We start from the raw sequence: 23,591 nt of genomic DNA, 5'->3' as shown, positions 1-23,591 counted from the left end.
CATCCAACGCCATATTCGCGATCACGGGCGAAATGACACCCCCTTGGGGTGTACCCGCCTGGGACTCGAACAGGGTTCCCTCATCGATATATCCGGCCTGAAGCCACTTGCGCAAAACCTCCTTATCCATCGGTATGTTCTCCAGAAACCAGGAGTGACTGAAGTTGTCGAAACAGCCTCGAATGTCACCCTCCAGAATCCATTCTGGCGAAGCACGTTTGGCCAGAACGTTGAAGCACTGTTCGATGGCATCGGCGGTCGAGCGTTCGGGCCGAAAGCCGTAGGAATTGGCGTCTGCCAGGGTCTCCGCGACGGGTTCCAGAGCGAGCTTCCATAAAGCCTGCATCGCACGGCACCGCATACACGGGATTCCTAACGGACGCTTTTTTCCATTACTCTTGGGAATGTAGACACGCCGCAGCGGCATCGCTCGATAGCCTCGATGACGTAGCGACAACATTCCTTTCCACCTAGCCGCCGGTGATGACCAGACCCTGCCGTCCACCCCCGGCGTTCTCTTGCCGCGATTCTCCGTCACACGCTTGACGGCGAGCATCTTGCCGCCATGCGAGCGGGTCAGCAGAAGTTGCAATGCTTTCACCTTGCCCCATCGGCCTTCCCGGACGGCCTTGGCGATACGGGCCTGAAGTCGTTTCACCTCTGCTTCGATGTGCAGCCATTTTGCACGGTCCCACATCTGTGCAGCGCCCGAGGGCGCACCAGCGTCAGGCGCTTTCGCGTCCATTGCCGTCATCTGCTTTCCCTCATATAACGATTGGTCAAGGTTATCTCGCCATGAATGACCACGCGGAAGTCTGCCCGCTTTCGCGTCGGGCAATGTCTCAGCCCGTATCCCGTCCATTACAGCCGGGCGTTCGCTTTCTCCGCGCTCCTCTACCCACCGCGCCAACAGCGTTCCTTGCGGTTCGCCTGCCGTTGCCGGCAGCGCGATGGGCTTACCCTGTTCCGCATGAATTTCCGAGCGGGGCGGACCCTTCCTATTCGCCGGCGGTTTGTCGTCCATGGTGGTCCAGTTCACGAGGACCACTCCACACCGCGTACCGTTTTGGTCCAAGCCTGTCAGCACGTTTGGCTTGCTACTGGTGACGACGTTTATCGGAAGTTCACATATGTTGGTCGTACCCGCCCATCCCTTGCTCCTCTCCGCCTTCGTGCTGGCAGATTCCGCCTCTCCTCGCGGTTCGGCGTACCGGTTACCCGGCGGCTACGTTGTCCCCAGAGCTTCACACCGAGCTGTTACCGGCTCGGCATGTCCGGGTAGGGAACGGTTGATGGAACAACCGGTTTCATCAGGTCATACCTTCTCCAGTGAAACAGAAACTCAAGCGACTTTCAGGTCGCACGCAAACATCCAGCCCATCGAGCGTGAGAGGCATGTGCGCCATTTCCTTCCTTCCCTGAAGCATCCGATTGAAATTCCCGCGCGCGGGAACGCTGGTGCGCGGATCGCTGAACGCCGCTCGATGCGGCGCCATGCACCCCCAGTCAATGCTTCCATCTGCATGGACGTAGCCGAGCAAATGTCGCGCCCGTTCCGCCCGATGACCGGCATGTACATTGCGCACGAAGGATAGATACCGAGCTGCCTTCGCCCGTCGCGCCAATGCCATCGCGGCTCAGCCTTTCGATCCTGTCATCCGGAGCTTTCATCATGTCAACCACTGTCGGCGATTTTCTGATCGACCGCCTGCATGCCTGGGGTGTGCGCCGCCTATACGGCTATCCCGGCGATGGCATCAACGGCGTGTTCGGCGCACTCAATCGCGCGAACGGCAAAATAGAATTCATTCAGGCGCGTCACGAAGAGATGGCCGCTTTCATGGCCTCCGCACACGCGAAGTTCACCGGAGAGCTGGGCGTGTGCATCGCGACATCGGGGCCGGGCGCGGCGCATCTCATCACGGGTCTCTATGACGCGCGCCTCGATCACATGCCCGTGCTCGCCATCGTGGGTCAGCAGGCGCGTGCAGCATTGGGCGGCCACTATCAGCAGGAAGTCGATCTTGCCGCGATGTTCAAGGACGTCGCGGGCGCCTTCGTGCAGCAGGCGAGCGTGCCGGCGCAGATTCGTCATCTCGTGGACCGCGCGGTGCGCATCGCGCTATCGGAGCGCAAGGTGACGGCGCTCGTGCTGCCCAACGATCTGCAGGACCTCGAATACGAGCCGCCGGGCCGCAAGCACGGCACGCTGCATTCCGGCGTCGGATATCGCGCGCCGAAGACCGTCCCCTATGCCGATGACCTGCAACGCGCCGCCGATGTCCTCAACGCCGGCAAGAAGGTCGCGATACTGGTCGGCGCGGGCGCATTGCAGGCGACCGATGAAGTCATCGCCGTCGCGGACAAGCTCGGCGCGGGCGTCGCGAAGGCGCTGCTCGGCAAGGCCGCGCTGCCCGACGATCTGCCCTTCGTCACCGGCTCAATCGGTCTGCTCGGCACCGAGCCGAGCTACAAGCTGATGAACGAATGCGACACGCTCTTCATGATCGGCTCGGGCTTTCCGTACTCCGAGTTCCTGCCGAAGGAAGGCGCGGCGCGCGGCGTGCAGATCGACATCAAGGCGGACATGCTTTCGATCCGCTATCCGATGGAAGTGAATCTCGTCGGCGACAGCGCCGAGACCTTGCGCGCGCTGCTGCCGCTTTTGCAACAGAAGACGGATCGTGCATGGCGCGACGACATCGAAGGCTGGCTCGCGGACTGGTGGAAGAAGCTCGAGAACCGCGCGATCGAGCCTGCGAAAGGCGGCGTGAATCCGCAGCGCACCGTGTGGGAACTGTCGCCGCGCGTGCCCGCCAACGCGATCGTCACGAGCGATTCGGGATCGGTCGCGAACTGGTATGCGCGCGATCTCAAGATCAAACGCGGCATGATGTGCTCGCTTTCGGGCGGCCTCGCATCGATGGGCGCGGCCGTGCCCTATGCGATCGCGGCGAAGTTCACGCATCCCGAGCGGCCCGTGATCGCGCTCGTCGGCGATGGCGCCATGCAGATGAACAATATGGCCGAACTCATCACGGTCGCGAAATACTGGAAGCAATGGTCCGATCCTCGCTGGATCTGCATGGTGCTCAACAACGAGGATCTGAATCAGGTCACGTGGGAGCAGCGCGTGATGGAAGGCGACCCGAAGTTCGAGGCATCGCAGAATATTCCGTCCGTGCCTTATCACAAGTTCGCGGAGCTGATCGGCCTGAAGGGCTTTTATGTCGACGATGCCGAGCGCATGGCCGCCGTGTGGGATGAAGCGCTCGCGGCGGATCGTCCTGTCGTGATCGAAGTGAAGGCCGATCCGAACGTGCCGCCGCTGCCGCCGCATATCACGATGCAGCAGGCGAAGGCATTCGCGACCACGCTCATGAAGGGCGATCCGAGCCAGGGCAATATGATCGTCGATACGGCGAAGCAGGTGCTCGGCGCGGTGCTTCCGGGTCACAAGGACAAGTAACCCGCGAAAGAGCCGCCATGCATCTGTCCAAACGCGAGGCGCCCATCGAAACGATTCGAACGCGCGCCTACACGATCCCCACCGACAAGCCCGAAGCCGACGGCACCTTCGCGTGGGACTCGACGACGCTCGTGCTCGTCGAGATCGTCGCGGCGGGCAAGACGGGCATCGGCTACACGTACAGTGATGCGAACGTCGCGAAGTTCATCGATGCGACGCTCGCGCCGACGTTGACCGGCGAGGACGCATGGAACATCGGCGCGCTCTGGCTGCGCATGCAACAGCGCGTGCGCAACATCGGACGCTCGGGCTTCGCGGCCACCGCCATTTCCGCGCTCGACTGCGCGTTGTGGGACGTGAAGGCGCGTCTGCTCGACATGCCGCTCGCGCGCCTGCTCGGCATGATGCGCACGCGCGTGCCGCTCTATGGCAGCGGCGGCTTCACGACCTATAGCGACGACGACATGCGCGATCAGCTCGCGCACTGGGTTCACGAGAACGGCTGCCGCTGGGTCAAGATCAAGATCGGCAGCGAACCTTCGCGCGATCCGCATCGCGTGCGCGTGGCGCGCGATGTGATCGGCGACGCTGCCGGCCTCTTCGTCGATGCGAACGGCGCCTTGGACCGCAAACAGGCGATTCACTTCGCGCACGTATTCGCGGAACAGAACGTGATGTGGTTCGAAGAGCCCGTTTCCTCCGATGACCTCGCGGGACTCGCATCGATCAGAAACGCGCTTCCGATATGCATGGAACTCGCCGCGGGCGAATACGGCTACACGCTGGACGACTTCCGCGTGCTGCTCGCGAACGAAGCCGTCGACGTATTGCAGGCCGATGTCACGCGCTGCGGCGGCATCACGGGATTCCTGCGCGTGGCCGCGCTGTGCGACGCGTTTCATGCGCCCCTGTCGGCGCATTGCGCGCCCGCGATGCATCTGCACGTCGCGTGCGCGGCGCCTCGCCTGCGGCATCAGGAATGGTTTCACGATCACGTTCGCATCGAGCAGATGCTGTTCGACGGCGCGCCGCGCGCAATCGACGGCGCCATTGCGCCGGACCTCTCGCGGCCCGGCTGCGGTCTCGACTTCAAACATGCGGATGCGCGGAGCCATGCGGTGTAGAAGAACACGAAGAGTACGGATGAATCGATGAAGCACACCACGACAGGCACCATCGCCATCGCATGCGGCATCGCCGCCGCGGGCGCGGCCTTGATCGCCACGAAAGCGAAGCCGCGCACGACGCCGGTTCAGACGCATATCGACACCGCGCGCACCTTCAACCGAAGCTCCGCGCTGCTCGCGCTGTCCGTGCTCGCCGACAGCGCGATGGAGCACTATCGCGGCTCCTTCGACAATCCCGCGATGTTTACGCCGCTCGTCGTCTCCGCGCTGTCGCTGCTCGCGGGCGTGCACGGCGGACGCGATCACGAACCGCAGCGACATCCGGTGCGCAACTCGGTGTATGTCGGCGCGGCGCTCGCGGGTATCGCGGGCACCGGGTTTCATCTCTACAACATCACCAAGCGTCCCGGCCGATGGAGCTGGCACAACCTCTTCTATGCCGCGCCGCTCGGCGCGCCGATGGCGCTGCTGCTGTCCGGCACGCTTGGCGCGGTGGCGGAGCGCCTGCGCGACGAGCCCGCGCACGAGCCGCGTCTCTTCGGTATGCCCGCGGGCCAGGCGCTCGCGCTCGTGACGAGCGCGGGACTCGTCGGCACGCTCGGCGAAGTGGCGTTGCTGCATTTTCGCGGCTCATTCCAGAACCCGGCGATGTATGCGCCCATCGTGATACCGCCGGTCGCGTCGGCATTGCTCATCAACACGGCGATCGCCACGCCGCGTCCGCGCTGGTTCACACGGTTGTGGCTGCGCATGACGGCGGCGCTCGGGTTCATCGGCGTGGGCTTTCACGCGCGCGGCATTGCGCGCAATCAGGGCGGCTGGCGCAACTGGAGCCAGAACCTCTTCAACGGGCCGCCGCTGCCCGCGCCGCCGAGCTTCTCGGCGCTCGCGCTCGCGGGCCTCGCCGCGTTGCGTTTGCGGGAGACCGAGCGATGACACTGCCGCGCTATCCCGGCTATGACGTGACGAAGAAGCGCGATACGCCTTCCTGGGACGACGTCACGCGCGAGGTCATCGATGCGCGTCTCGCGACGCCGAAAGAGCCGCGCTTCTTCGATGCCGTCGAGTGGCTCGCATTGCGTGCCTTATGCGCGTGCATCGTGCCGCAAGACGATGAACGCGAGGCCGTCGACCTGCCCGCGTTGCTCGATGCCAAGCTCGTGAAAGATACCGGCGACGGCTATCGCGATGCCCGTCTGCCACCGATGCGCGATGCATGGCGCATCGGCCTCGCGGCGCTCGACGCCGAAAGCCGCACACGCCATGAACTGCCGTTCGCGAGCATCGGTAAAGATGCGCAGAACGCGCTGCTGCGCGACATGCAGCAAGGCACGCTGAAGCACGATGCGTGGCGCCGCATGCCGGCTGCGCTCTTCTTCTCCATGCGCGTGCTGCACGACATCTGCGGCGCCTACTACTCGCATCCGCGCGCGTGGAGCGAGATCGGCTTCGGCGGTCCGGCGAATCCGCGCGGCTATGTGCGCATGGTGTTCGGCCGGCGCGATCCGTGGGACGCGGCCGAAGCGAAGCCCGGCAAGGAGGAAGAAGCGCTGAAGGAGAACCGCCGTGTCCGATGATCCGCTGCACGTTCCACGCGGCAGGCACGGACGCGCGCCCGATGTGTTCCGTCACGGCGCGTGGCTGCCGATGCGCCAGTACGACGAAGACGATGCGGTGGATTTCGCGATCGTCGGCACGGGCGCGGGCGGCGGCACGCTCGCATGCCGTCTCGCGGAGAAGGGCTTTCGCGTCGTCGCATTCGATGCGGGCGCGTGGTGGCGTCCGCTCGAAGAGTTCGCATCGGACGAGACGCATCAGTCGAAACTCTTCTGGACCGACGAGCGCATCTGCGACGGCGACGATCCCCTCAGGCTCGGCAACAACAACAGCGGCAAGGCCGTGGGCGGCAGCACCGTGCACTTCGCGATGGTGTCGCTGCGCTTTCGGCCCGAATGGTTCAAGTCGCGAACCTTGCTCGGCTATGGCGCGGACTGGCCGCTCGACTGGCGCGAGATGTGGCGCTATTACGCGGAGGTCGAGAACGCGCTGAAGATCTCGGGGCCGGTCACCTATCCGTGGGGCCCGAAGCGGCCGCGCTATCCGTATCGGCCGCACGAGATGAATGAGGCGGCCCTCGTGCTCGCGCGCGGCTGCGAAGCGCTCGGCATCGACTGGACGCCCACGCCGCTCGCGACCCTTTCCGCGCCGCGCGGCGAAGCGCATCCGTGCGTGTATCGCGGCTTCTGCGTGTCGGGCTGCGCGACCAATGCGAAGCAGAGCGCGCTCGTCACATGGATACCGCGTGCGGTGCGCGCGGGCGCGGAGATTCGCGATCTCGCGATGGTCGGCCGCATCGTCATGGGCGACGATGGCCGCGCACGAGGCGTCGACTATCTGCGCGAAGGGCGCTGGCGGTTTCAGCGCGCGCGCCATGTCGTCGTCGCGGGTTATGCGATCGAAACGCCGCGCCTGTTGCTGATGTCCGCGACGGACCGTTATCCCGATGGCCTCGCGAACAGCTCGGGCCTCGTCGGCAAGAACCTGATGGTGCAGCTCAATCAGGCCGTGTGGGGCACGATGGAAGAAGAAGTGCGCTGGTACAAGGGACCGCCCTCGCTCTCGATGACCGAGCACTGGAACTATGAAGACAAGGGCAAGGATTTCTTCGGCGGCTATTGCTACATGAGCCAGGGGCCGCTGCCGGTCGCGTGGGCCGCCGTGCAGAACGGACGCGGGCTATGGGGACAGGCGCTCGTCGACGAGATGCGCAAGTACAACCATCAGGCGGGTCTGAAGATCGTCGGCGAAGCGTTGCCGCAGGAGCGCAATCGCGTGGCGCTTGCCGACGAGAAGGACCAGTACGGGCTGCCCGTCGCGCGCGTCACCTATTCGCTGTGCGACAACGACAAGCGCCTCGTCGCGCATTCGCTCGACTATATGAGCATGGCGCTCGAAGCGGCAGGCGCGCGCGATGTCTGGCGTCAGGACGACGATACGTGTCATCTGAACGGCACCGCGCGCATGGGCGACGATCCCGCGACGAGCGTCGTCGATGCCGACTGCCGCAGCTGGGACATCGACAACTTGTGGATCTGCGACGGCTCCGTGTTTCCGACGGTGGGCGGCGTGAATCCTTCACTGACCATTCAGGCAATCGCGCTGCGCACGGCGGACCGCATCGAAACGCTGGCGGCGCGAGGGGAGTTATAGCGATGAGAAAGCCTCGGGTCGTGGTCATCACGGGAGCGAGCGCGGGCGTAGGCCGCGCGACGGCGCTCGAATTCGCGCGGCATGGCGTCGATGTCGCGATGATCGCGCGCGATGCGCAAGCCCTCGAAGACGCCGCCGCCGACGTGCGATCGCATGACGTGCGGGTCTTGCCGATCGCGCTCGACGTGAGCGAGACCCACGCGCTCGACGATGCCGCCGCGCGCATCGAAGCCACGCTCGGTCCGATCGACGTGTGGGTGAACAACGCGATGCTCACGTCGTTCGCGCCGCTCTCGGCGATGTCGGAGGAAGACTTCAGGCGCATCACGGATGTCACGTATCTCGGCTTCGTGTGGGGCACGATGGCCGCGTTGAAGCGCATGACACCGCGCACTCGCGGCGTCATCGTGCAGGTCGGATCGGCGCTCGCGTATCGTTCGATTCCGCTGCAATCGGCGTATTGCGGCGCGAAACACGCGATACGCGGCTTCACCGATTCCTTGCGTTGCGAGCTGCGTCACGCGAGAAGCCGCATCCATCTGACGATGGTGCAGATGCCCGCGCTCAACACGCCGCAATTCGACTGGGCGAAGAACGCCATGCCGCACGCGCCGCGTCCGGTCGCGCCCATCTACGAGCCTGAAGTGGCCGCGCGCGCGATATGGTGGGCAGCCACGCATCGGCGACGCGAATTGTGGGTAGGGATATCGTCGATCAAGGCGATCGTCGCGAACACGTTCGCGCCCGGATTGCTCGATGCCTATCTCGGCCGCAATGGCTATCAGGCGCAGCAGGACACGACGCTTCCCGGCGATGGCAGGCCGGGCAATCTATGGAAGCCGGTCACCGCGCTGCATCGCGTGCATGGGCGCTTCGAGCGCGAAGCAAAAATTGCGTGCCCGTCGCTCTGGGCGGACACGCATCGCGGCCTGCTCATGGGCACGGGGCTCGCGCTCCTCGCCTGTCTTGCGCGCGAAGTGCGGCGGCGCGCGCGATGAAGGCCGCGCGCCTCGAGAATTACGCGCTGCTCGGCGACGGCCAGGCGACCGCGCTCGTCGCGACGAACGGCTCGATCGACTGGCTGTGCTGGCCCGCGTTCGAATCGGAGCCCTGCATGGTCGCGCTGCTCGGCGATGCATCGAACGGCTACTGGCGCATCGCGCCCGACGAGCCGATGCTGCGCGTCACGCGGCGGTACATCGCTGCATCGCTCGTGCTCGAAACGACGATGCACACCGCGAGCGGCGTGATCGAACTGACCGATTGCCTCGCGTGGGGCGAGACGCCCGCGCGTCTCATGCGCAGCGTGCGCTGTGTATCGGGGCGCGTCGCGTTGACGAGCGAGTTGTCGATCCGCTTCGATCACGGCCTGAGAAAGCCCTGGCTTCGCCTTGTCGATCGACGGATCGCGGCGCTCGACGGTTCCCGCGTCTTATGGTTCGATGCGCCCTCCGTGCCCGTGTGCGACGCAGGCATCGTGCGCAACGCGATCGAACTGTCGGCGGGCGACGAGCGCGGCTTCGTGCTGACGTGTTCCTGCTCCTACGATCCGCCGCCCGTTGCGGCCGATGTGCGCGCATCGCTCGATGTCACGCTGCAGCGTTGGGCGCACTGGTCGGCACGGCTCGATCTCGAAGGCCGGCGCTACGCCGAGCCGATACGCCAGTCGCTTTCCGTGCTGCGCGGGCTCACGAACCGGCTGACCGGCGGCATCGCGGCTGCGGCGACGAGCTCGCTGCCCGAGCGCATCGGCGGCGATCTCAACTGGGACTATCGCTACTGCTGGCTGCGCGATGCGAGCTTCACCATGCTCGCGCTCGCGGGCACCGGCTTGCGGCCCGAGGCGCAGGCCTGGCGCGACTGGCTGCTGCGCGCGCTCGCGGGCGACCCGGCGCGCACGCAGACCATCTACACGACCGACGGCCATTCGCACATCGGCGAATGGGAGTGCGCGTGGCTGCGAGGGTATGAATCGTCGCGGCCCGTGCGCTTCGGCAATGCGGCGGTCGCGCAGTCGCAGCACGACATCTATGGCGAGATGATCGATGCGCTCTTTGTTTCGCGCTGCCATGACCTGCCGCCCGACGACGATATCTGGCTGCTGGAACGCGAACTCATCGAGCATGTGCGGCGCGTATGGACGCGTCCCGACAACGGGCTGTGGGAATCGCGCGACGAGCCGCGTCATCACACGCTATCGAAAGTGATGGCGTGGCTCGCGCTCGATCGCGGCATCACGTCTGCCACGCGCTTCGGCCACGACGCCCCGATCGACGCATGGCAGCGCGATGCCGATGCGATCCGCCACAGCGTATCGACGCACGGTTTTCATCGCGGCGCGAATGCGTTCACGCAGGCCTACGGCAGCGACCGGATCGACGCGAGCCTTTTGCTGCTGCCGATGCGCGGTTTTTTGCCCGCCGACGATCCGCGCATCGTCGCAACGGTCGATGCGATCGAACGGCATCTCATGCACGACGGTCTCGTGTTCCGCTATCTCGACGAGCACGGCGCGCGTCCCGAGGGCGCGTTCATCGCATGCAGTTGCTGGCTCGCGCAAGTGATGCAGATGCAAGGACGCGAAGACGAAGCGCGCGCGTTGTTCGAACGCGTGTTGTCGATACGGAACGACCTCGGCCTGATCGCCGAAGAGTTCGACACGGAGAGAAAGCGTCAATGTGGAAATTTTCCGCAAGTGCTGTCGCATGTCGCGCTGATCAATACAGCATGCTTCTTCGACGACGCCGAACATTCGCTTCACGCGTTGTGATCGTGCGCGGTGATGCCATAGGCAGGGCCTTGCCTGCGCAGCGCATCCTCGAAAAAGGCGAGCGGCATCGGTTGAGGCAAGGCGTATTGGGGCCCCAGATCGGCGAGCGCGCGATCGAAACGCACGAACGTCGCGAAGTCGCGCGGATAGCGCCGCGCGTCGACGCCGAGAAAGCGCCCTTCGCGCTTCGCTTTTGCAAGCAATGAGCGCCATTGCGCGATGCCCGTCAATCCGACGCCTTCGGTTCCATGCGAGAACAGCATCATGTCGATATCGTCGAAGGACGCGCTGTCGAGAAAACGGCGCAGCGTCTCGGCAGAAGGCTCCGTGCAGAAGACGAGCCAGAACGGAATCGCGCGCAAACGCAAGGTGGTGTACGGGTCCAACAACAGAAACGAATCGACGACGAGCCGCTTCGACTCGATCCCCATGCCGCGATACCAGTCGCGATACAGATCCGCCGTCGCGAAGCTCAACGCTTCCGGCTCCTCGAAGCGCCATTCGACGACACGCCAGTTCTTCTCCTGCGCCAGCGCGACGATGGACTCCGTGAGCGCCACGTCATAGCCCCATTCGGCCTCGGGCGCGCGTTCGGTCGGCGCGGGCGGGTCCCATTTCGTGCGCCGCACGCCGTATCGCGCGAGATAACGTTCGACACGCGCGCCGCCGTTGAAGTACTCGTCCTCGGTCGCGCCACCCAGTGCGCCGAACTGATAGAACGACCGGTCGCCGGTTCGTGTGACAGGCCAGTCGCGCGTGCATCGGCTGATATGAATCGTCGCGTTCGGCGCGAGATTGCGCAGCAGGAACTCGCGATAAGCAAGCGGCAATGCGCGCAGCTTGAGCCGGAAATAGCTCATCGCGGAGAGCATCAGCCGATCCTGATTCGGGTCCTGCATGTGATGCACGGCGATGCGCGGATCGGCACGAAGCAATGCATCGGTCACGGGCAGGCCGTCATCGAAGCCCTCGTGTGCATCGTCGGGATCGCTGAACGGGGCGCGCAGCGGGCATAGAAACGTCTGCGGCAGCCACGGCACGCCGAGCGCCGCCGCCACATGCATGAGCGCGCCGTTCGACGAGCCGATGAACGCCGCATCGTACGTGCGCTGCGGATAGAGTCCCGCGATCCATTCGCCGACGCCTTCCACATCGAGCCGCCGCGCCTGCCGCGACGTGATGCCCTCCGACATGCCGCCCACCGTGTACACCCATTCGCGGGCGCGCTTCGGCAGCAGGTTGATCGGCGGCATGAGGCTGTCGAGCACGGGCGACTGGCTCGGACTGTCGAAGCGCTCGCCATGCAGGCATGCGGCGAGCGCCTGCGCCATGCCTGCGGCCGAATCGAAGCGGGCGATGCCGCGCGGTGGTCTCGTCATGTCGATGCGCCACTCTGCAGAAGAAACGGCCGGATCGCCAGCGCGAAGCTATGCGGATAGACATAGTTGAGCGTGTGCGTGCCGCCGTCGATCGTCAGCAGCGCGCCGTTCGGCACGCGCGCCGCCACCTCGCCCGCCCACGCGAGCGGCGCGACCGGATCGCGCGAGCCCGCGACCACGAGCGTCGGCGCAGCGATGCGCGACAGCTTGCGCTCGATGCGATCGCGCATGAGCTCGCGCATCGTCGCAAGGGCGCGCAGGATGCCCGCTTTCGCATAGTCGATGCGTCCGATCGGTGCCGACGAGCGCGCCTGTTCGAGCCGTCCGTTGCGCCCGTCGCGATGCATCTGCGCAATCAGCGAGTGCGCATTGCGATCGACGGTCGGGCCTTGCAGCACGAGACGGTCGACCGACTCGGGATAGCGCGCGGCGAAATCCGCGAGAATCTGACAGCCGAACGAATTGCCGACGAACATCGCCCGCTCGATGCCGCGCGCGCCGAGCCACAGGCGCAACGCATCGGCAAGCTCGCGCACCGATAGCGTGGACCCGCGCATCGTGCTTTCGCCGAAGCCGGGAAGGTCGGGCGCGTGCACGTCGAAGTCGCCGCGCAACGCGAGCGCGAGCGGCTCCATATAGCGGCTGGAGATCACGAGGCCATGCACGAGCACGACGGGCAAGCGCCGCGCATGACCGCCCGCGCATGCCGCATGAGCGAGAACATGCGATACGGCCCGGCCTGCGTATGGCGCACCGTGATGCCCGCGCGGGCGCTGTCATCGCTCAGCGCGGGCGTGCGCTTAAGGCGCGTCCATTCGATCGCCGCCCACGCCGCGAGCGCGCACACGCCGACGCCCGCGGCGGCGCGCAAGTAAGGCCGCGCGGCCCTCACGCGGCGGGGTCCAGCGCGACCTTGATCCATCCCGGCTGCCTCTGATCGAATGCCTTGTACGCCTCGATGACGTGCATCATCGGCTCGCGGTTCGACAGCACGCGCAGCGGATCGAACGATCCGTTGCTCACGCGCCGGCCTGCTCCATGAAACACTACCGCTTTCATCGCACACTCCTTGTATGGCCGAATTCCTGTGCGCTTCCAGCAATGGCTGCGCCCGCTTCCTTTGCTTCCTTTGCTTCATTTGCTTCCTTCGCGTGCCGCATCGTCTTCCCAGTCGTGCCATTGCACATCGTGCGTGTCGAGATAGCCGCTGACCGCTTCGCCGATCGTCGGAAACAGACGCGCTTCGCCGATTTTCCGCAGCACGTCATAGCGCTTCAGGTTGTCTTTCACGGGGCCTTTGAGCTCGGCGAAGCATAGCGCGATGTCCCGTTCGGCGAGTTCCTCGTGCAGGCGTTCGAGCACTTCGACAGCGGTCAGGTCGATGTCCGTCACGGGCTCCGCCGCGATCACGGTCCAGCGCACGGTTTCATCGGCATCGTCGATGGCGCGCAATACGTGCTCGCGAAAGATCTCCGCGTTCGCGAAGAAAAGCGGCGCATCCCAGCGGAACAACACGAGACCGGGCACGCGCCGCGCCTCGGGATGACGCGACACGTCGTGATACCCCTTGCGCCCGTCGATGCGCCCGAGCACCGCATCGTACGGACGCCACGCGCGCCACAGAAACGACAGCACGGAGAGCAGCAGCGCCAGCGCGATGCCGTTGACGACGCCCAGCACCGCCACGCCCGCGAAGCACACGAGCGACTGCATGAACTCGCTCTTGCGCAGACGATAGAGCCGCATCACGCCGCGCACTTCCAGCATGCCGAGACACGCGGCGATCACGACAGCGGCCAGCGCCGATTGCGGCGTGCTCGTGAGCGCATGCGGCGCGAGCACCAGCAAGGCCGCGACGACGAGCGCGGCGAACACGCCCGTCAATTGCGTCTTCGCGCCGGCGGCTTCGGCCACCGGCGTGCGCGAGCCGCTGGCGCTCACCGCGAAGCCCTGAAACAGACCGCTCGCAATATTCGACACGCCGAGCGCGACGCATTCCTGATTGCGGTCGACGGTCTCCTTGTTGCGCACTTCGTAAGTGCGCGACAGGACGACCACATCGGTGAACGAGACGAGCGCGATCGCCGCCGCGGTGCCCGCGAGCTGCCACCACTGGTCGAGCGGGAACATCGGCCATTCGAATGCGGGCAGCCCGCGCGGCACCTTGCCCACCGTCGAAACGCCCGCGCGCTCGCCGAGGTCCATCACCTTCACGAGCGCCGTCGCCGCACCAACCGCGATCAGCACGCCCGGCACCTTCGGCCAGATGCGCTTGAAGAGCAGGATCGATACGAGCGCGCCGATGCCGATGGCAAGCGCCGTCATGTTCACTTTCGACGCGGCGACGCCATTGATCAGATCATGCACCTGCGCGATGAACGACTCGCCCTTGCCTTTGAAGCCGAGCAGCTTGGGCATCTGACCGACGATGATCGTGAGGATGATGCCGTTGAGAAAGCCATAGCGCAGCGGCAGCGACAACAACTCGGTGACGAAGCCGAGCTTCAGCAGCCCGACCACGAGACAGATCGCGCCCGCCATCACGGCGAGCGCGCCGGCCGCGACGATCGCGCGATGCGGGTCGCCCTGACTCAGCGGCATGACGCTCACCGCGATGAGCGCGACGAGCGCCGAATCCGGCCCGACGACGAGAAAGCGGCTCGGCCCGAAGACCGCATAGGCGAGCATCGCGGCGAACGAGGCGTACAGGCCGTTCACCGCCGGAAGGCCCGCCGCTTCCGCATAGGCCATGCCGGCCGGAACGAGCACCGCGCTGACCGACAGTCCCGCGATGAGATCGTGCGCGAGCCACGGCGACTTGTACGCGCGCAGCACTGCCAGCCCGTGGATCCGGCGAAGCGGGTTCATTGCGCGCCTGCGTGCCGCGTGGCCGTATTGCCCTGATTTGATGTCCATCGTCGCGCCCTTCTTTGCTTCGGGAAGCAAGCGCGGTTCCAGACCGGGAACGAGGCTTGCCTGACGGTCGATGCACGGACATCGGGCACTTTGTGAGGGACGGGTCATGAACACGCTGCGCATCGACCGGCTGCATCCGACGCAGATGACGCACGGCGAGCGTCAGATACAGCAGAAGGTCGTGGCGTATCGCGCATTGAGCGCGCACGATCTGGAGATGGCCATCGCGGAGAAGCCTATCGTCGTCGTGCTCGGGCCGGGCGGCGAGCCGTACGTGATCGACCATCATCATGTGACGTGCGCGTTGGCGCGCATCGATGTGAAGGAAGTGCCCTACGTGTTGCTCAGGGATTTGTCTGCGCTATCGCGAGCCGGGTTCTGGCTCACGCTCGAAAACAACGCGTGGGTCTATCCTTATGACGCGGATGGTCGTCGCGTCGCGTTCAAGGATATGCCCGTCCACATGTGGGACGCGGTGAACGACGAATTCCGCAGCCTCGCAGCCTTCGTGCGCAGCAGCGGCGGCTATGAGAAAACCGATGTCCCGCTCGCCGATTTCCGCTGGGCGGACTTCTTTCGCGCGAACTTCGCCCGCCCGAACGACGACGCCCAGTTCGACGCATTGATCGAACGCGCGCTCGATCTGGCCCGCAGCGATGCGGCTGCGGGCCTGCCTGGCTTCATCGGCGAACGGCCTTAGCGCGGATTCGTCGCGACGAAGTTCCTGACCGCCGTGTAGACCGGCTTCTTCGTCTGGCCGTCGTTGAGCATGATGCCGTAAGGACCTTGTCCGGTGGGCGGATCGTCGTAGAGCTCGTAGACCTGAAGCGACTGGATGTTGTATTGCGGCGCGATCGCGAGCAGCGCGCCCATCATGTTGTTCGCCATGTAAGTCGCGGCCTGATCGGGCGTGCCGGGGAAGTACGGACGCATGCCCACTTCGTTGATCCATATCGGCTTGCCGAAGGACTGGAGCGTGCCGATCACGTTGTAGCAGCCCGTTCCCCCGCACGCGTTGCGGATATCGCCCTGCTCCGAGTACCAGTGCCACGCGGTGATGTCCCACGTGACGACCGGATGACCGCTCGTGCCGTCCGGCTGCGTGCCGTTCGCGAGCATCACATCGAAACCGTAGTGCATCCACGTATTGCCGCCGATGATGATCTTGCCCTGGGAATCGACCGACTTGATGCCCGCGATCAGCCCGCGAATGACGCCACGCGCGATCTGGAAGCAGTCGTTCCTGTAGTCGGTGCTGCGCACGCCGTCCACCCATCCGACCAGACATGACGGCGCAAGCTCGTTGGTGACTTCGTACCACGCATAGCGCTGCACGTTCACGATCTGCTGGGCGAGCGTGTAACTGGCCTGATAGGCCGCGTTCTCATCGGCGAAGTTGAGTTGCTGCAGGATCACCGGATAAACCGTCACGCCGGACCGGGCCATCATCTGCGCGATTTCCTTGAGCTTCACCGCATCCGCCACGCTGCCCACATCGTTGCGATACAGCTTGACGTCGAGATCCTTCAGTTGCGCGAGTTGCTGTTGCGGGCTCGAAACCGTATACGGGCCGACCCAGGTGACATGACCGTTCATGCCATAGAAGAAACTGCCCGATGGCGCGATCACCGGCATTTCGGCGCTCGTGGCGGTCGTTCCGCTGGCCGGCGCGGGGCTCGATGCAGCCTGAGGCGCCGAAGCGCTCTCGCCCGGCGACGCGGAAGTCGCCGATCCCGAAGGACTCGATGGACTTGCGGAGCTCGTCTGCGAACTACCCGTGATGCTCATGCCCGCGTCGCCGCCACCACCGCCACCGCATGCCGCGAGCACGACGGTAGCCGCGAGCGCCGGCAACATCGAAGTCCATTTCGCCGATGTGAAATGGCGAAGCGTGAAGTTTCGGGCGAGTGCATGAATCGAAATGATTTCAGTCATGGCGTCATCGGAAGATTGAATTCGCTATCGACCGCTCAGTTCATTGCCGACAGAGAAATGCCCGGCCAATGCAAGACACGCGGTCACGAAGACAGCACGCTTTCGATGCAGGAAATAAAGGAAGCGCCCGATTGGCCGATGCGCGTATTACGCGATGGCTCCCGCGCGACGCTTACCGAACACGACAATCAACGACCGCGCCGCGCTCTGACGCGGCACGCGAGAGAAGGACCAAAGCGGTCAGACGTTACGGTCGTTCGGTCACAAGTGGATGACCACGGATACGTTAGTACATCATAACTTCTGCTGCCCGTTATTCAAGCCTTGTGGACATCTCTGCAAAAAGAGTTATCGATTTGCACTGGCTTATTGGACTGATGAAACCGGATACTCGAAGGCTATGACGGACAGCAAGCAGTAAGGGGATCGTCGGGATGCGGCAAAAAGACGACATGCCGAACGGATGCGAAAGGTACGCGTATCGCTTTACGCGTGACCGCTTACGTTCCAGGGATGCAGGTCATGAAAGCGCTCGTATGGCAAGGCAAGAAGGACGTTCGCCATGAAACCGTGCCGGACCCGGTGATCGAACATCCGCGCGACGCGATCATCAAGGTCTCGACGTGCGCGATATGCGGCTCGGACCTGCATCTCTTCGACGGCTTCATGCCCGGCATGAAATTCGGCGATGTCATGGGCCACGAGTTCATGGGTGAAGTCGTCGGTGCCGGGCGTATATGGCGGGCTGATCGACAAGATTCCGTTCGGCGCCGCCATGAACAAGAGCCTCACCTGGCGCATGGGCCAGACGCACGTGAAGCTCCTGCGCATCGGTCACGATGTCGCTCGTGAGCCAGTTCGTTTCGATGCGCTCGCTCGCGAAGAACTTCACGGTCCCGTAGTTGAGCAGGCTGTCGACGAGGCGGCTGTCCGACGGCGCGCTGGAAGCGCATGCGATAGCGCGTGAAGATGAAGGTCCACACCGAATACAGCACGAAGGTCGCGGCGATGATCGCCATGAACTCGATCGAGTAGGCGCTCACCATCACGGCGACGACGGTGCCGATCTCGATCATCACCGGCACGACAGAAAGCCGATGCCGTCCGCGCCCTTTTGCACGTCGCGCACGACGGCGCCGGTTTCGCGCTGCGCATGAAAGCGCGCGCCGAGCGCATGAAGATGCGCGAAGGTCCGCTCGGTGAACGACGCCACCGTGCGCTGCGTGACGATGCTGAACACCACGTCGCGCGCGTCGTTCAGCACGTCGCCGAGATAGCGCAGCAGCACGTAGGCGAGCACGAGAAAGACCGGGAATACGACGCTCGCCGCCGGATGACTGAACTCGTCGATGACGCGCTTCAACAGCAGCGGTACCGAAACGACCGCGAGCCGCGCGCCGATCATCAACACGATCGCCGCAGCGGTCTGATAGCGCCACGCCCATACCGCGCTCCACAGATCCGCGACGATGCGGCGGCGCACGAGCGTGCGCTGCGCCTTCGACGAAACGGAAGCCGTCACTCCTTCCAGTCCTTGCGCTGGCCCGCGCCGGCATTCGATGCGGGTTGCCCATTCTTCTTCTGCACGCGCGCTTCCTCGGTGCGCTTGAGCGTCGCGGGGTCGGTGCCGGACTGGCCCGCCGCGCCCGCGCCGCCGGCGACACCCGCCGATTTGCCGGTCGCGCCTTCACCCGACGACGTATTGCCGGGCGGCGCGCCGTTCTGCTGCGCCCATGCCGCGGCGCCCGACATGCAGGCGCACGCGAGCGCGAACGTCATGGCCCATCGAAGCATGCGATTCATTTCGTCCTTCCTTTGCGGTACTGTTGGCATGGCTTCCGTTGCCAGCAACCGCCGCGCCCGGCTTGTCCGGTCGACCGCGTACTGCCCCCGCGCTGAACACATTGGCACGACCGATGCTGTGCGTCTTGCCGAAAGAACGGCGGGCGACACAGCCGTCACCGCTTACTGCGGAGCATTCATGAATGCACGGGATTACCTGCATGTCCTCGAAAGCCTCACGCGCAAGGCCGGGAGCGGCCGTCTGGAAAACTCGCTGATCATCGCCATCGCCGACCTCGCCGATCAGATCGCGTTATCGCTGGACCTCCCGCCCATCGAGCGCGACCGGCTGCTCATGGCCCGCGCGACCGCGCTCGGCGGCAGGCCGGACCTGGCCATCGCGAAAATCGAAACGATCCTGCGACGTATCGCCGGCCTCTGAGGCATCCTGAACTCCCAACCATTCGTACTTCTGACTTGGAGCAGGCTATGCTGAACGGAGTGTGTGCACGTTCCGCGGAGTTTGTTCATGTACTCAATGGGCATTTACTTCCTGGAAATCCTGCTCGAGCCGATACCCGGCGACGGCTGGACCGGCGCCGCACGATTTTCCCGTCGCGACGACTACAAGCGGCATGCGGACGTTCCGAAGGCGGTCTTTCCGAGTCACATCGTGCGGCCGACGAAGGGGTCGGCCGAGGCGGCGATCGCCGACTGGGCGCGCGGCCTCGTCGAGACGAGCGCCGATGTCGTGGAAGCTTCGCTGCGGCTCGCGGGAGAGGCCTAGCCGCCATCGTATTCGGTGTGGGAAATGGCCGCGCGTTGTACCATGCATTATCGGCATGCATTTCCGCACGCCCGATATCCCGACTCGAACGATGGCCACCGATTCCCAGACACGCACGAAAGCGTTAGACGAACTCGACAGGCTGGACCAGCATATCGTTGACTGCGGACAGCGAATCGCTGAACAAAGAAAACGACTCGAATCGCTGATGCACAGTGGCGGCGACATCGAGGACTCGGAAAACCTGCTGAAAAATCTCGTCGGCAGTCTGGGTGCGCTCAATCAGCTTCGCAAGATGGTCCTGAGCGAAGTTCACGGCACCGACCGCTGAGCCTGCTTCTCCTTTCACTGCAATCCTAAGCATCGTTCGATCGCCGTCGCCAAGGCGAGGATTCCGAACGCCTTTGCTCCTGCCGCGGCACCCCGCTTCCTGGAACGCCCAATGCTGAACCGATCGCATGGCCGCGCGAGCGGTCGTCTTTTTTAACCAGCACTGGAGGCGCGAATGAAAGCACTCGTCTATGAGGGACCGCGCAACGTCGTCGTGAAGGACATGCCCGATGCGCGCATCGAGCAGCCCACCGACGTACTCGTCAAGATCACGACGACGAACATCTGCGGCTCCGATCTGCATATGTACGAAGGGCGCACGAACATGGAGAGCGGCCGCATCCTCGGTCACGAGAATCTGGGTGTGGTCGTCGAGGCGGGCCCGGCAGTCGTGCATGTCAAGGTGGGCGACCGCGTGTGCCTGCCTTTCAACATCGGCTGCGGATTCTGCAAGAACTGCGAGAAGGGGCTCACCGGCTTCTGTCTCACTTCGAACCCCGGCACGGCGGGCGCGGCCTACGGCTTCGCGGGCATGGGACCGTACAGCGGCGGTCAGGCCGAGTATCTGCGCGTGCCCTTCGCGGACTTCAACTGCCTGCTGCTGCCGCCCGACGCACAGGAGAAGGAGAACGACTACGTGATGCTCTCCGACATCTTCCCGACGGGCTATCACGCGACCGTGCTCGCGGGCGTCGAAGCGGGCGACAGCGTCGTGATCTACGGTGCGGGCCCCGTCGGGCTGATGGCGACGATCTCGGCGAACCTGAAGGGCGCGTCGAAGGTGATGGTCGTCGATTCGCATCCCGACCGCCTGAGGCTCGCGGAAAAGCTCGGCGCGATTGCCATCGACGACAGCGACGGCAATGCCGTCGAGCATGTGCTCGAACTGACGGGCGGCGAAGGCGCGGATCGCGGCTGCGAATGCGTCGGCTATCAGTGCACCTGTCAGGGTCACGAAGTGCCGAACCTCACGATGAACAATCTCGTGCAGTCGGTGCGGGCGACGGGCGGCATCGGCGTAGTGGGTGTGTTCGTCGCGGAAGATCCGGGCTCGCCGGACGATCTCATGAAGAAGGGCCAACTCGCGTTCGATTTCGGCACGTTCTGGATGAAGGGTCAGCGCATGGCGGCCGGCCAGGCCAACGTGAAGGCCTATAACCGCAAGCTGCGCGATCTGATCGCGGCGGACAAGGTGAAGCCTTCGGAGATCATCTCGCACGAGTTGCCGCTGGAACAGGCGCCCGAAGGCTACAGGAACTTCGACGAGCGCAAGGAAGGCTGGACCAAGGTCGTACTCAAGACCGCGGCTTGACGAGGAACACATCATGACCGACACCACCGATACCCGATACCCACGCCCGCCGCTGCCGCAACAGCAGCAGGACAGCCGTCCCGGCCTCACCGGGCCGATGGACCCGCAGCCGGATCACGGCGAATCGAGCTACGAGGGCAGCAACAGGCTCGCGGACAAGATCGCGCTCATCACGGGCGCGGACAGCGGCATCGGCCGCGCGGTGGCGATCGCCTTTGCGCGTGAAGGCGCGGACATCGCCATCGCGTATCTCAACGAGCATGAGGACGCCGAGGAAACCGCGCGCTGGGTCGAGAAGGCCGGACGGCGCGCGCTGCTGCTGCCCGGCGATATCACCGATCGCGCGCATTGCCGGGACCTCGTCGCCAGGACCGCCGAAGCATTCGGACGCATCGACGTGCTGGTGAACAACGCGGCGTATCAGGCGACCTACGACAAGCTCGAGGACATCAGCGACGACGAATGGGACAAGACCTATTCGACCAACATCGGCGCGATGTTCCGCATCACCAAGGCGGCGCTCGCGCACATGAAGGCGGGCAGCGCGATCATCAACACGACGTCCGTCAACGCCGATGCGCCGAACCCCGGCCTGATCGCGTACGCGAGCACGAAGGGCGCGATTCAGAACTTCACGGGCGGGCTCGCGCAACTGCTCGCCGGGCGCGGCATACGCGCGAACTGCGTGGCGCCGGGGCCGATCTGGACGCCGCTGATTCCATCGACGATGCCGCCTTCGAGCGTCGAGAACTTCGGCAGGCAGACGCCGATGAAACGCCCCGGCCAGCCCGCCGAACTCGCCGCCGCGTATGTGATGCTGGCGTCGGACGGGGCGAGCTATGTGTCGGGCGCGACCATCGCGGTGACGGGCGGCAAGCCGATCATCTAGCGCCGCGCGGCATAGCGAATGCTGTAGATAAAGCATGAAGCGCTCCGCGCAGATCCGCGCGGAGCCAACGGTCAGAGAGGGCGACGCAAGCCCACGACATCATGCAAACCGACGTATTGAAAATGGCCCGCCAGTCCGGGATGACGATTCTGCTCGACGGCAGGATCGGACAGCAAGCGTATACGAGCGTCAGCGGCTCGGCGGACGCGTTGCAACGGTTCGCGCACGACGTGCGCGCATCGCTGATGAAGCACTCGCGCCGCAAGGTGCGCGCGGCGCGCTCGCCGTGTGTGAATCCGCTCGTCACGGCGCGCATGCGCGAGCGCATTGCGGGTCGTCCCGCGTATCGCGATGCTGGCGCACGGCAGCCGCGCCGGCTCGCGCTCAGGCGTCGTTCCTCAGTTGCTCGACTCGCTCCAGAATGAGCTTGTGATGCGCCTCCAGCGCCCCGAGCGCTTCCTGAAAGGTCTGCAGAAGCAGGGCGGCGGTTTCGTACTGAGGCCCCGACGGACCGAGCATGCCGACGATCTCCTTCTGCCGGTCGATGCGCACTTTCGCCGCGTCGATATCGCGCTCGGCTTTCTCGAGCGTGAGGGTCTCCGTGATGAGATCCATCTGCACCTCCGCTCAGCCCTTTTCTTCCGCGAGCGATGTCGCGCGCATCGTCTCGCGCAGCAGTTCGGCGAGCCGCTCGGCCTCGTCGATGCGCGCCCGTTCGATATCGATCTGTTCCTGATTGCCCGCGCGCTCGGCCCAGCGCTGCCGCTCCTTCGCGAAGATCACACGTTCGTGCACCGCGCGGATCGCCGACCAGACTGCCACCTCGGAGCGCGATTCGATGCCTTCTTCCAGCGACAGCCCCGTGAACGCGTGCCCGGTATGACAGCGATAGCGCATCGGATGATCGTCCCTGATGCGCCACAGCGCGCCGCCGCAATCGGGACAGGTCAGCGCCGAGCGCTCGCCGACTTCATCGAGTGTCTCGGGATCGGAAAGGCCGTTCGCGGCAATGCGCGCCTCTTGTTCGAACACTCGCTTGTTCATTTGCGTTCCCTCGGAAGCCTCGCTCGACGACTTGCCTCGCACCGCGGCCTGAATGCATCGCGCGAGTTCCTGTTCCATGCACAGCAGGTCCGCGCCGCAGGAATCGAGCGCCGCGCGCGGCATGCTCGCCGCTTCGCAATCGTCCGGGTGCTGCACGATCGCGAAGCCCTGCTGCGCGCGGATATTGGCGAGGCCCGCCGCGCCGTCGTCGAGATCGCCGCTCATCACCACGCCCACCACGCGCGGACCGTATGCCATCGCCGCGCTGCGAAAGAGCGGATCGGCGGCGGGACGCGCAAAATTTTCCTTGGCACCTTCGTTGAGCCACACGCGCCCTTCCGAAAGCACCAGATGCCGGTCCGGCGGCGCGACGCGAATGGTGCCGCGCTCGATCTTTTCGCCATGCGTCGCGTAGCGCGCGGTAAGCGGGCCCCAGGCCGTGAGCAGATCGGGCAGCACGCTCGCGTGACGTCCGATATGCAGCACGATGAAAATGGCCGCGGGCAGGTCCCCCGGAAGCTGGCTGACGAGCACCTTCAGCCCCTGAAACCCGCCCCTCGACGCTCCGATCACCACGATGTCGCGTTCGCGCATAGTGCCTCCTGATCTTGTCAGGGAAGCAATCGTCGGGCCGGGTGTCG

General features: G+C 64.8%; 27 protein-coding genes and 1 pseudogene. 16 read left to right on the top strand and 12 right to left on the bottom strand.

The genetic code is table 11. The features are described from left to right. On the bottom strand, positions 1-1,039 hold a 1,039-nt coding region (locus tag AWB78_RS28575), incomplete at its 3' end, for a reverse transcriptase N-terminal domain-containing protein (protein WP_445344266.1). A gap of 253 nt (positions 1,040-1,292) precedes the next feature. Here AWB78_RS28575 and AWB78_RS46800 point away from each other — a divergent pair. The 8 genes from AWB78_RS46800 to AWB78_RS28540 all read left to right on the top strand — a co-directional run bounded on the left by AWB78_RS46800 (position 1,293) and on the right by AWB78_RS28540 (position 10,576). Continuing rightward, the gene (locus tag AWB78_RS46800) at positions 1,293-1,595 is read left to right on the top strand and encodes a hypothetical protein (RefSeq protein ID WP_157697641.1); all 303 of its coding nucleotides are present in this window, start codon (positions 1,293-1,295) and stop codon (positions 1,593-1,595) included. A gap of 77 nt (positions 1,596-1,672) precedes the next feature. Beyond that, positions 1,673-3,469, top strand: coding sequence for a thiamine pyrophosphate-requiring protein (locus tag AWB78_RS28570; RefSeq protein WP_062609601.1), 1,797 nt, complete (start codon positions 1,673-1,675; stop codon positions 3,467-3,469). 17 nt (positions 3,470-3,486) lie between these two features. After that, complete coding sequence (locus tag AWB78_RS28565; RefSeq protein ID WP_062609585.1) at positions 3,487-4,593, top strand: enolase C-terminal domain-like protein; 1,107 nt, start codon at positions 3,487-3,489, stop codon at positions 4,591-4,593. A gap of 27 nt (positions 4,594-4,620) precedes the next feature. Further along, positions 4,621-5,532 carry a hypothetical protein gene (locus AWB78_RS28560; RefSeq protein WP_062609582.1) on the top strand — a complete coding sequence of 304 codons (912 nt, stop codon included), beginning with the start codon at positions 4,621-4,623 and terminating at the stop codon, positions 5,530-5,532. Further along, positions 5,529-6,173: a gluconate 2-dehydrogenase subunit 3 family protein gene (locus AWB78_RS28555; RefSeq protein WP_062609580.1), complete on the top strand. Its 645-nt coding sequence runs from the start codon at positions 5,529-5,531 to the stop codon at positions 6,171-6,173. Before AWB78_RS28560 ends, AWB78_RS28555 begins: the two co-directional genes overlap by 4 nt. Continuing rightward, complete coding sequence (locus AWB78_RS28550) at positions 6,163-7,806, top strand: GMC family oxidoreductase (protein WP_062609578.1); 1,644 nt, start codon at positions 6,163-6,165, stop codon at positions 7,804-7,806. The genes AWB78_RS28555 and AWB78_RS28550 overlap by 11 nt, the downstream gene beginning before the upstream one ends. Positions 7,807-7,808: 2 nt before the next feature. Next, on the top strand, positions 7,809-8,804 hold the full coding sequence (locus AWB78_RS28545) for an SDR family oxidoreductase (RefSeq protein WP_062609576.1): 996 nt from the start codon (positions 7,809-7,811) through the stop codon (positions 8,802-8,804). After that, positions 8,801-10,576, top strand: coding sequence for a glycoside hydrolase family 15 protein (locus AWB78_RS28540; protein WP_062609574.1), 1,776 nt, complete (start codon positions 8,801-8,803; stop codon positions 10,574-10,576). Before AWB78_RS28545 ends, AWB78_RS28540 begins: the two co-directional genes overlap by 4 nt. On the opposite strand, the gene AWB78_RS28535 is transcribed toward AWB78_RS28540, so the two are convergent. From AWB78_RS28535 to AWB78_RS28525, 5 genes are all read right to left on the bottom strand, one after another. Further along, entirely contained in the window at positions 10,564-11,955 is a 1,392-nt protein-coding gene (locus tag AWB78_RS28535; RefSeq protein WP_062609572.1) for a hypothetical protein, read from the bottom strand. The two genes, AWB78_RS28540 and AWB78_RS28535, sit on opposite strands and share 13 nt — an antisense overlap. Further along, positions 11,952-12,626, bottom strand: coding sequence for an alpha/beta fold hydrolase (locus tag AWB78_RS28530; RefSeq protein ID WP_232477920.1), 675 nt, complete (start codon positions 12,624-12,626; stop codon positions 11,952-11,954). Before AWB78_RS28530 ends, AWB78_RS28535 begins: the two co-directional genes overlap by 4 nt. After that, positions 12,605-12,847, bottom strand: coding sequence for a hypothetical protein (locus AWB78_RS48550; protein ID WP_232477919.1), 243 nt, complete (start codon positions 12,845-12,847; stop codon positions 12,605-12,607). The genes AWB78_RS28530 and AWB78_RS48550 overlap by 22 nt, the downstream gene beginning before the upstream one ends. Further along, complete coding sequence (locus AWB78_RS45880; protein ID WP_332460118.1) at positions 12,844-13,014, bottom strand: hypothetical protein; 171 nt, start codon at positions 13,012-13,014, stop codon at positions 12,844-12,846. Before AWB78_RS45880 ends, AWB78_RS48550 begins: the two co-directional genes overlap by 4 nt. Positions 13,015-13,089: 75 nt before the next feature. Beyond that, positions 13,090-14,871 carry a SulP family inorganic anion transporter gene (locus tag AWB78_RS28525; RefSeq protein WP_062609599.1) on the bottom strand — a complete coding sequence of 594 codons (1,782 nt, stop codon included), beginning with the start codon at positions 14,869-14,871 and terminating at the stop codon, positions 13,090-13,092. A gap of 106 nt (positions 14,872-14,977) precedes the next feature. Between AWB78_RS28525 and AWB78_RS28520 the strand changes: the two genes are divergently transcribed. After that, positions 14,978-15,571, top strand: coding sequence for a ParB-like protein (locus AWB78_RS28520; RefSeq protein WP_062609570.1), 594 nt, complete (start codon positions 14,978-14,980; stop codon positions 15,569-15,571). On the opposite strand, the gene AWB78_RS28515 is transcribed toward AWB78_RS28520, so the two are convergent. Next, on the bottom strand, positions 15,568-16,806 hold the full coding sequence (locus AWB78_RS28515) for a hypothetical protein (protein WP_062609568.1): 1,239 nt from the start codon (positions 16,804-16,806) through the stop codon (positions 15,568-15,570). The genes AWB78_RS28520 and AWB78_RS28515 overlap by 4 nt on opposite strands. A gap of 522 nt (positions 16,807-17,328) precedes the next feature. Between AWB78_RS28515 and AWB78_RS43920 the strand changes: the two are divergent. Continuing rightward, positions 17,329-17,541 (top strand): annotated as a pseudogene (locus tag AWB78_RS43920) (alcohol dehydrogenase catalytic domain-containing protein); the annotation flags it as partial. Between the two features lie 53 nt (positions 17,542-17,594). Here AWB78_RS43920 and AWB78_RS49830 read toward each other — a convergent pair. From AWB78_RS49830 to AWB78_RS28495, 3 genes are read right to left on the bottom strand one after another with little or no spacing between them, the layout of a single operon-like run. Further along, the gene (locus tag AWB78_RS49830) at positions 17,595-17,882 is read right to left on the bottom strand and encodes a hypothetical protein (protein WP_062609564.1); all 288 of its coding nucleotides are present in this window, start codon (positions 17,880-17,882) and stop codon (positions 17,595-17,597) included. Further along, positions 17,882-18,328, bottom strand: a complete 447-nt coding sequence (locus tag AWB78_RS49825) for an ATP-binding cassette domain-containing protein (protein WP_062609562.1) — start codon at positions 18,326-18,328, stop codon at positions 17,882-17,884. Before AWB78_RS49825 ends, AWB78_RS49830 begins: the two co-directional genes overlap by 1 nt. Further along, on the bottom strand, positions 18,325-18,609 hold the full coding sequence (locus AWB78_RS28495) for a hypothetical protein (protein ID WP_062609560.1): 285 nt from the start codon (positions 18,607-18,609) through the stop codon (positions 18,325-18,327). The genes AWB78_RS49825 and AWB78_RS28495 overlap by 4 nt, the downstream gene beginning before the upstream one ends. A gap of 28 nt (positions 18,610-18,637) precedes the next feature. Here AWB78_RS28495 and AWB78_RS46795 point away from each other — a divergent pair, with 28 nt between their 5' ends. The 6 genes from AWB78_RS46795 (at position 18,638) to AWB78_RS28470 (ending at position 22,331) form a co-directional block, all read left to right on the top strand. Next, positions 18,638-19,030, top strand: coding sequence for a hypothetical protein (locus tag AWB78_RS46795; protein ID WP_157697640.1), 393 nt, complete (start codon positions 18,638-18,640; stop codon positions 19,028-19,030). Between the two features lie 87 nt (positions 19,031-19,117). Next, a complete protein-coding gene (locus AWB78_RS28485; RefSeq protein WP_062609556.1) occupies positions 19,118-19,375 on the top strand; it encodes a hypothetical protein in 258 nt (85 codons plus the stop codon). A gap of 91 nt (positions 19,376-19,466) precedes the next feature. Further along, positions 19,467-19,706, top strand: coding sequence for a hypothetical protein (locus AWB78_RS46790; RefSeq protein ID WP_157697639.1), 240 nt, complete (start codon positions 19,467-19,469; stop codon positions 19,704-19,706). Positions 19,707-19,880: 174 nt separating this feature from the next. Then, a complete protein-coding gene (locus AWB78_RS28480; RefSeq protein WP_062609554.1) occupies positions 19,881-21,017 on the top strand; it encodes a glutathione-independent formaldehyde dehydrogenase in 1,137 nt (378 codons plus the stop codon). A 13-nt stretch (positions 21,018-21,030) separates the two neighbouring features. After that, the gene (locus AWB78_RS28475; protein ID WP_062609552.1) at positions 21,031-21,906 is read left to right on the top strand and encodes a glucose 1-dehydrogenase; all 876 of its coding nucleotides are present in this window, start codon (positions 21,031-21,033) and stop codon (positions 21,904-21,906) included. A gap of 101 nt (positions 21,907-22,007) precedes the next feature. After that, positions 22,008-22,331: a hypothetical protein gene (locus AWB78_RS28470; protein WP_062609550.1), complete on the top strand. Its 324-nt coding sequence runs from the start codon at positions 22,008-22,010 to the stop codon at positions 22,329-22,331. Here the strand turns inward: AWB78_RS28470 and AWB78_RS28465 are convergent. Then, the gene (locus AWB78_RS28465) at positions 22,291-22,521 is read right to left on the bottom strand and encodes a hypothetical protein (protein ID WP_062609548.1); all 231 of its coding nucleotides are present in this window, start codon (positions 22,519-22,521) and stop codon (positions 22,291-22,293) included. The two genes, AWB78_RS28470 and AWB78_RS28465, sit on opposite strands and share 41 nt — an antisense overlap. Positions 22,522-22,533: 12 nt before the next feature. Further along, a complete protein-coding gene (locus AWB78_RS28460; RefSeq protein WP_062609546.1) occupies positions 22,534-23,544 on the bottom strand; it encodes a chemotaxis protein CheB in 1,011 nt (336 codons plus the stop codon). Positions 23,545-23,591 lie beyond the last annotated feature (47 nt).

Source organism: Caballeronia calidae, assembly GCF_900044055.2.
GTDB lineage: Bacteria > Pseudomonadota > Gammaproteobacteria > Burkholderiales > Burkholderiaceae > Caballeronia > Caballeronia calidae.
This window is presented reverse-complemented; position numbering and strand designations above follow the sequence as displayed.

Bases quoted from the DNA above. Each gene is read 5' to 3' on its own strand.
- AWB78_RS46800 (WP_157697641.1), top strand. From the start codon at position 1,293: ATGGAACAACCGGTTTCATCAGGTCATACCTTCTCCAGTGAAACAGAA.
- AWB78_RS28570 (WP_062609601.1), top strand. From the start codon at position 1,673: ATGTCAACCACTGTCGGCGATTTTCTGATCGACCGCCTGCATGCCTGG.
- AWB78_RS28565 (WP_062609585.1), top strand. From the start codon at position 3,487: ATGCATCTGTCCAAACGCGAGGCGCCCATCGAAACGATTCGAACGCGC.
- AWB78_RS28560 (WP_062609582.1), top strand. From the start codon at position 4,621: ATGAAGCACACCACGACAGGCACCATCGCCATCGCATGCGGCATCGCC.
- AWB78_RS28555 (WP_062609580.1), top strand. From the start codon at position 5,529: ATGACACTGCCGCGCTATCCCGGCTATGACGTGACGAAGAAGCGCGAT.
- AWB78_RS28545 (WP_062609576.1), top strand. From the start codon at position 7,809: ATGAGAAAGCCTCGGGTCGTGGTCATCACGGGAGCGAGCGCGGGCGTA.
- AWB78_RS28540 (WP_062609574.1), top strand. From the start codon at position 8,801: ATGAAGGCCGCGCGCCTCGAGAATTACGCGCTGCTCGGCGACGGCCAG.
- AWB78_RS28535 (WP_062609572.1), bottom strand. From the start codon at position 11,955: ATGACGAGACCACCGCGCGGCATCGCCCGCTTCGATTCGGCCGCAGGC.
- AWB78_RS45880 (WP_332460118.1), bottom strand. From the start codon at position 13,014: ATGAAAGCGGTAGTGTTTCATGGAGCAGGCCGGCGCGTGAGCAACGGA.
- AWB78_RS28525 (WP_062609599.1), bottom strand. From the start codon at position 14,871: ATGGACATCAAATCAGGGCAATACGGCCACGCGGCACGCAGGCGCGCA.
- AWB78_RS28520 (WP_062609570.1), top strand. From the start codon at position 14,978: ATGAACACGCTGCGCATCGACCGGCTGCATCCGACGCAGATGACGCAC.
- AWB78_RS28515 (WP_062609568.1), bottom strand. From the start codon at position 16,806: ATGACTGAAATCATTTCGATTCATGCACTCGCCCGAAACTTCACGCTT.
- AWB78_RS49830 (WP_062609564.1), bottom strand. From the start codon at position 17,882: ATGATCGAGATCGGCACCGTCGTCGCCGTGATGGTGAGCGCCTACTCG.
- AWB78_RS28495 (WP_062609560.1), bottom strand. From the start codon at position 18,609: ATGAATCGCATGCTTCGATGGGCCATGACGTTCGCGCTCGCGTGCGCC.
- AWB78_RS46795 (WP_157697640.1), top strand. From the start codon at position 18,638: ATGGCTTCCGTTGCCAGCAACCGCCGCGCCCGGCTTGTCCGGTCGACC.
- AWB78_RS28485 (WP_062609556.1), top strand. From the start codon at position 19,118: ATGTACTCAATGGGCATTTACTTCCTGGAAATCCTGCTCGAGCCGATA.
- AWB78_RS46790 (WP_157697639.1), top strand. From the start codon at position 19,467: ATGGCCACCGATTCCCAGACACGCACGAAAGCGTTAGACGAACTCGAC.
- AWB78_RS28480 (WP_062609554.1), top strand. From the start codon at position 19,881: ATGAAAGCACTCGTCTATGAGGGACCGCGCAACGTCGTCGTGAAGGAC.
- AWB78_RS28475 (WP_062609552.1), top strand. From the start codon at position 21,031: ATGACCGACACCACCGATACCCGATACCCACGCCCGCCGCTGCCGCAA.
- AWB78_RS28470 (WP_062609550.1), top strand. From the start codon at position 22,008: ATGCAAACCGACGTATTGAAAATGGCCCGCCAGTCCGGGATGACGATT.
- AWB78_RS28465 (WP_062609548.1), bottom strand. From the start codon at position 22,521: ATGGATCTCATCACGGAGACCCTCACGCTCGAGAAAGCCGAGCGCGAT.
- AWB78_RS28460 (WP_062609546.1), bottom strand. From the start codon at position 23,544: ATGCGCGAACGCGACATCGTGGTGATCGGAGCGTCGAGGGGCGGGTTT.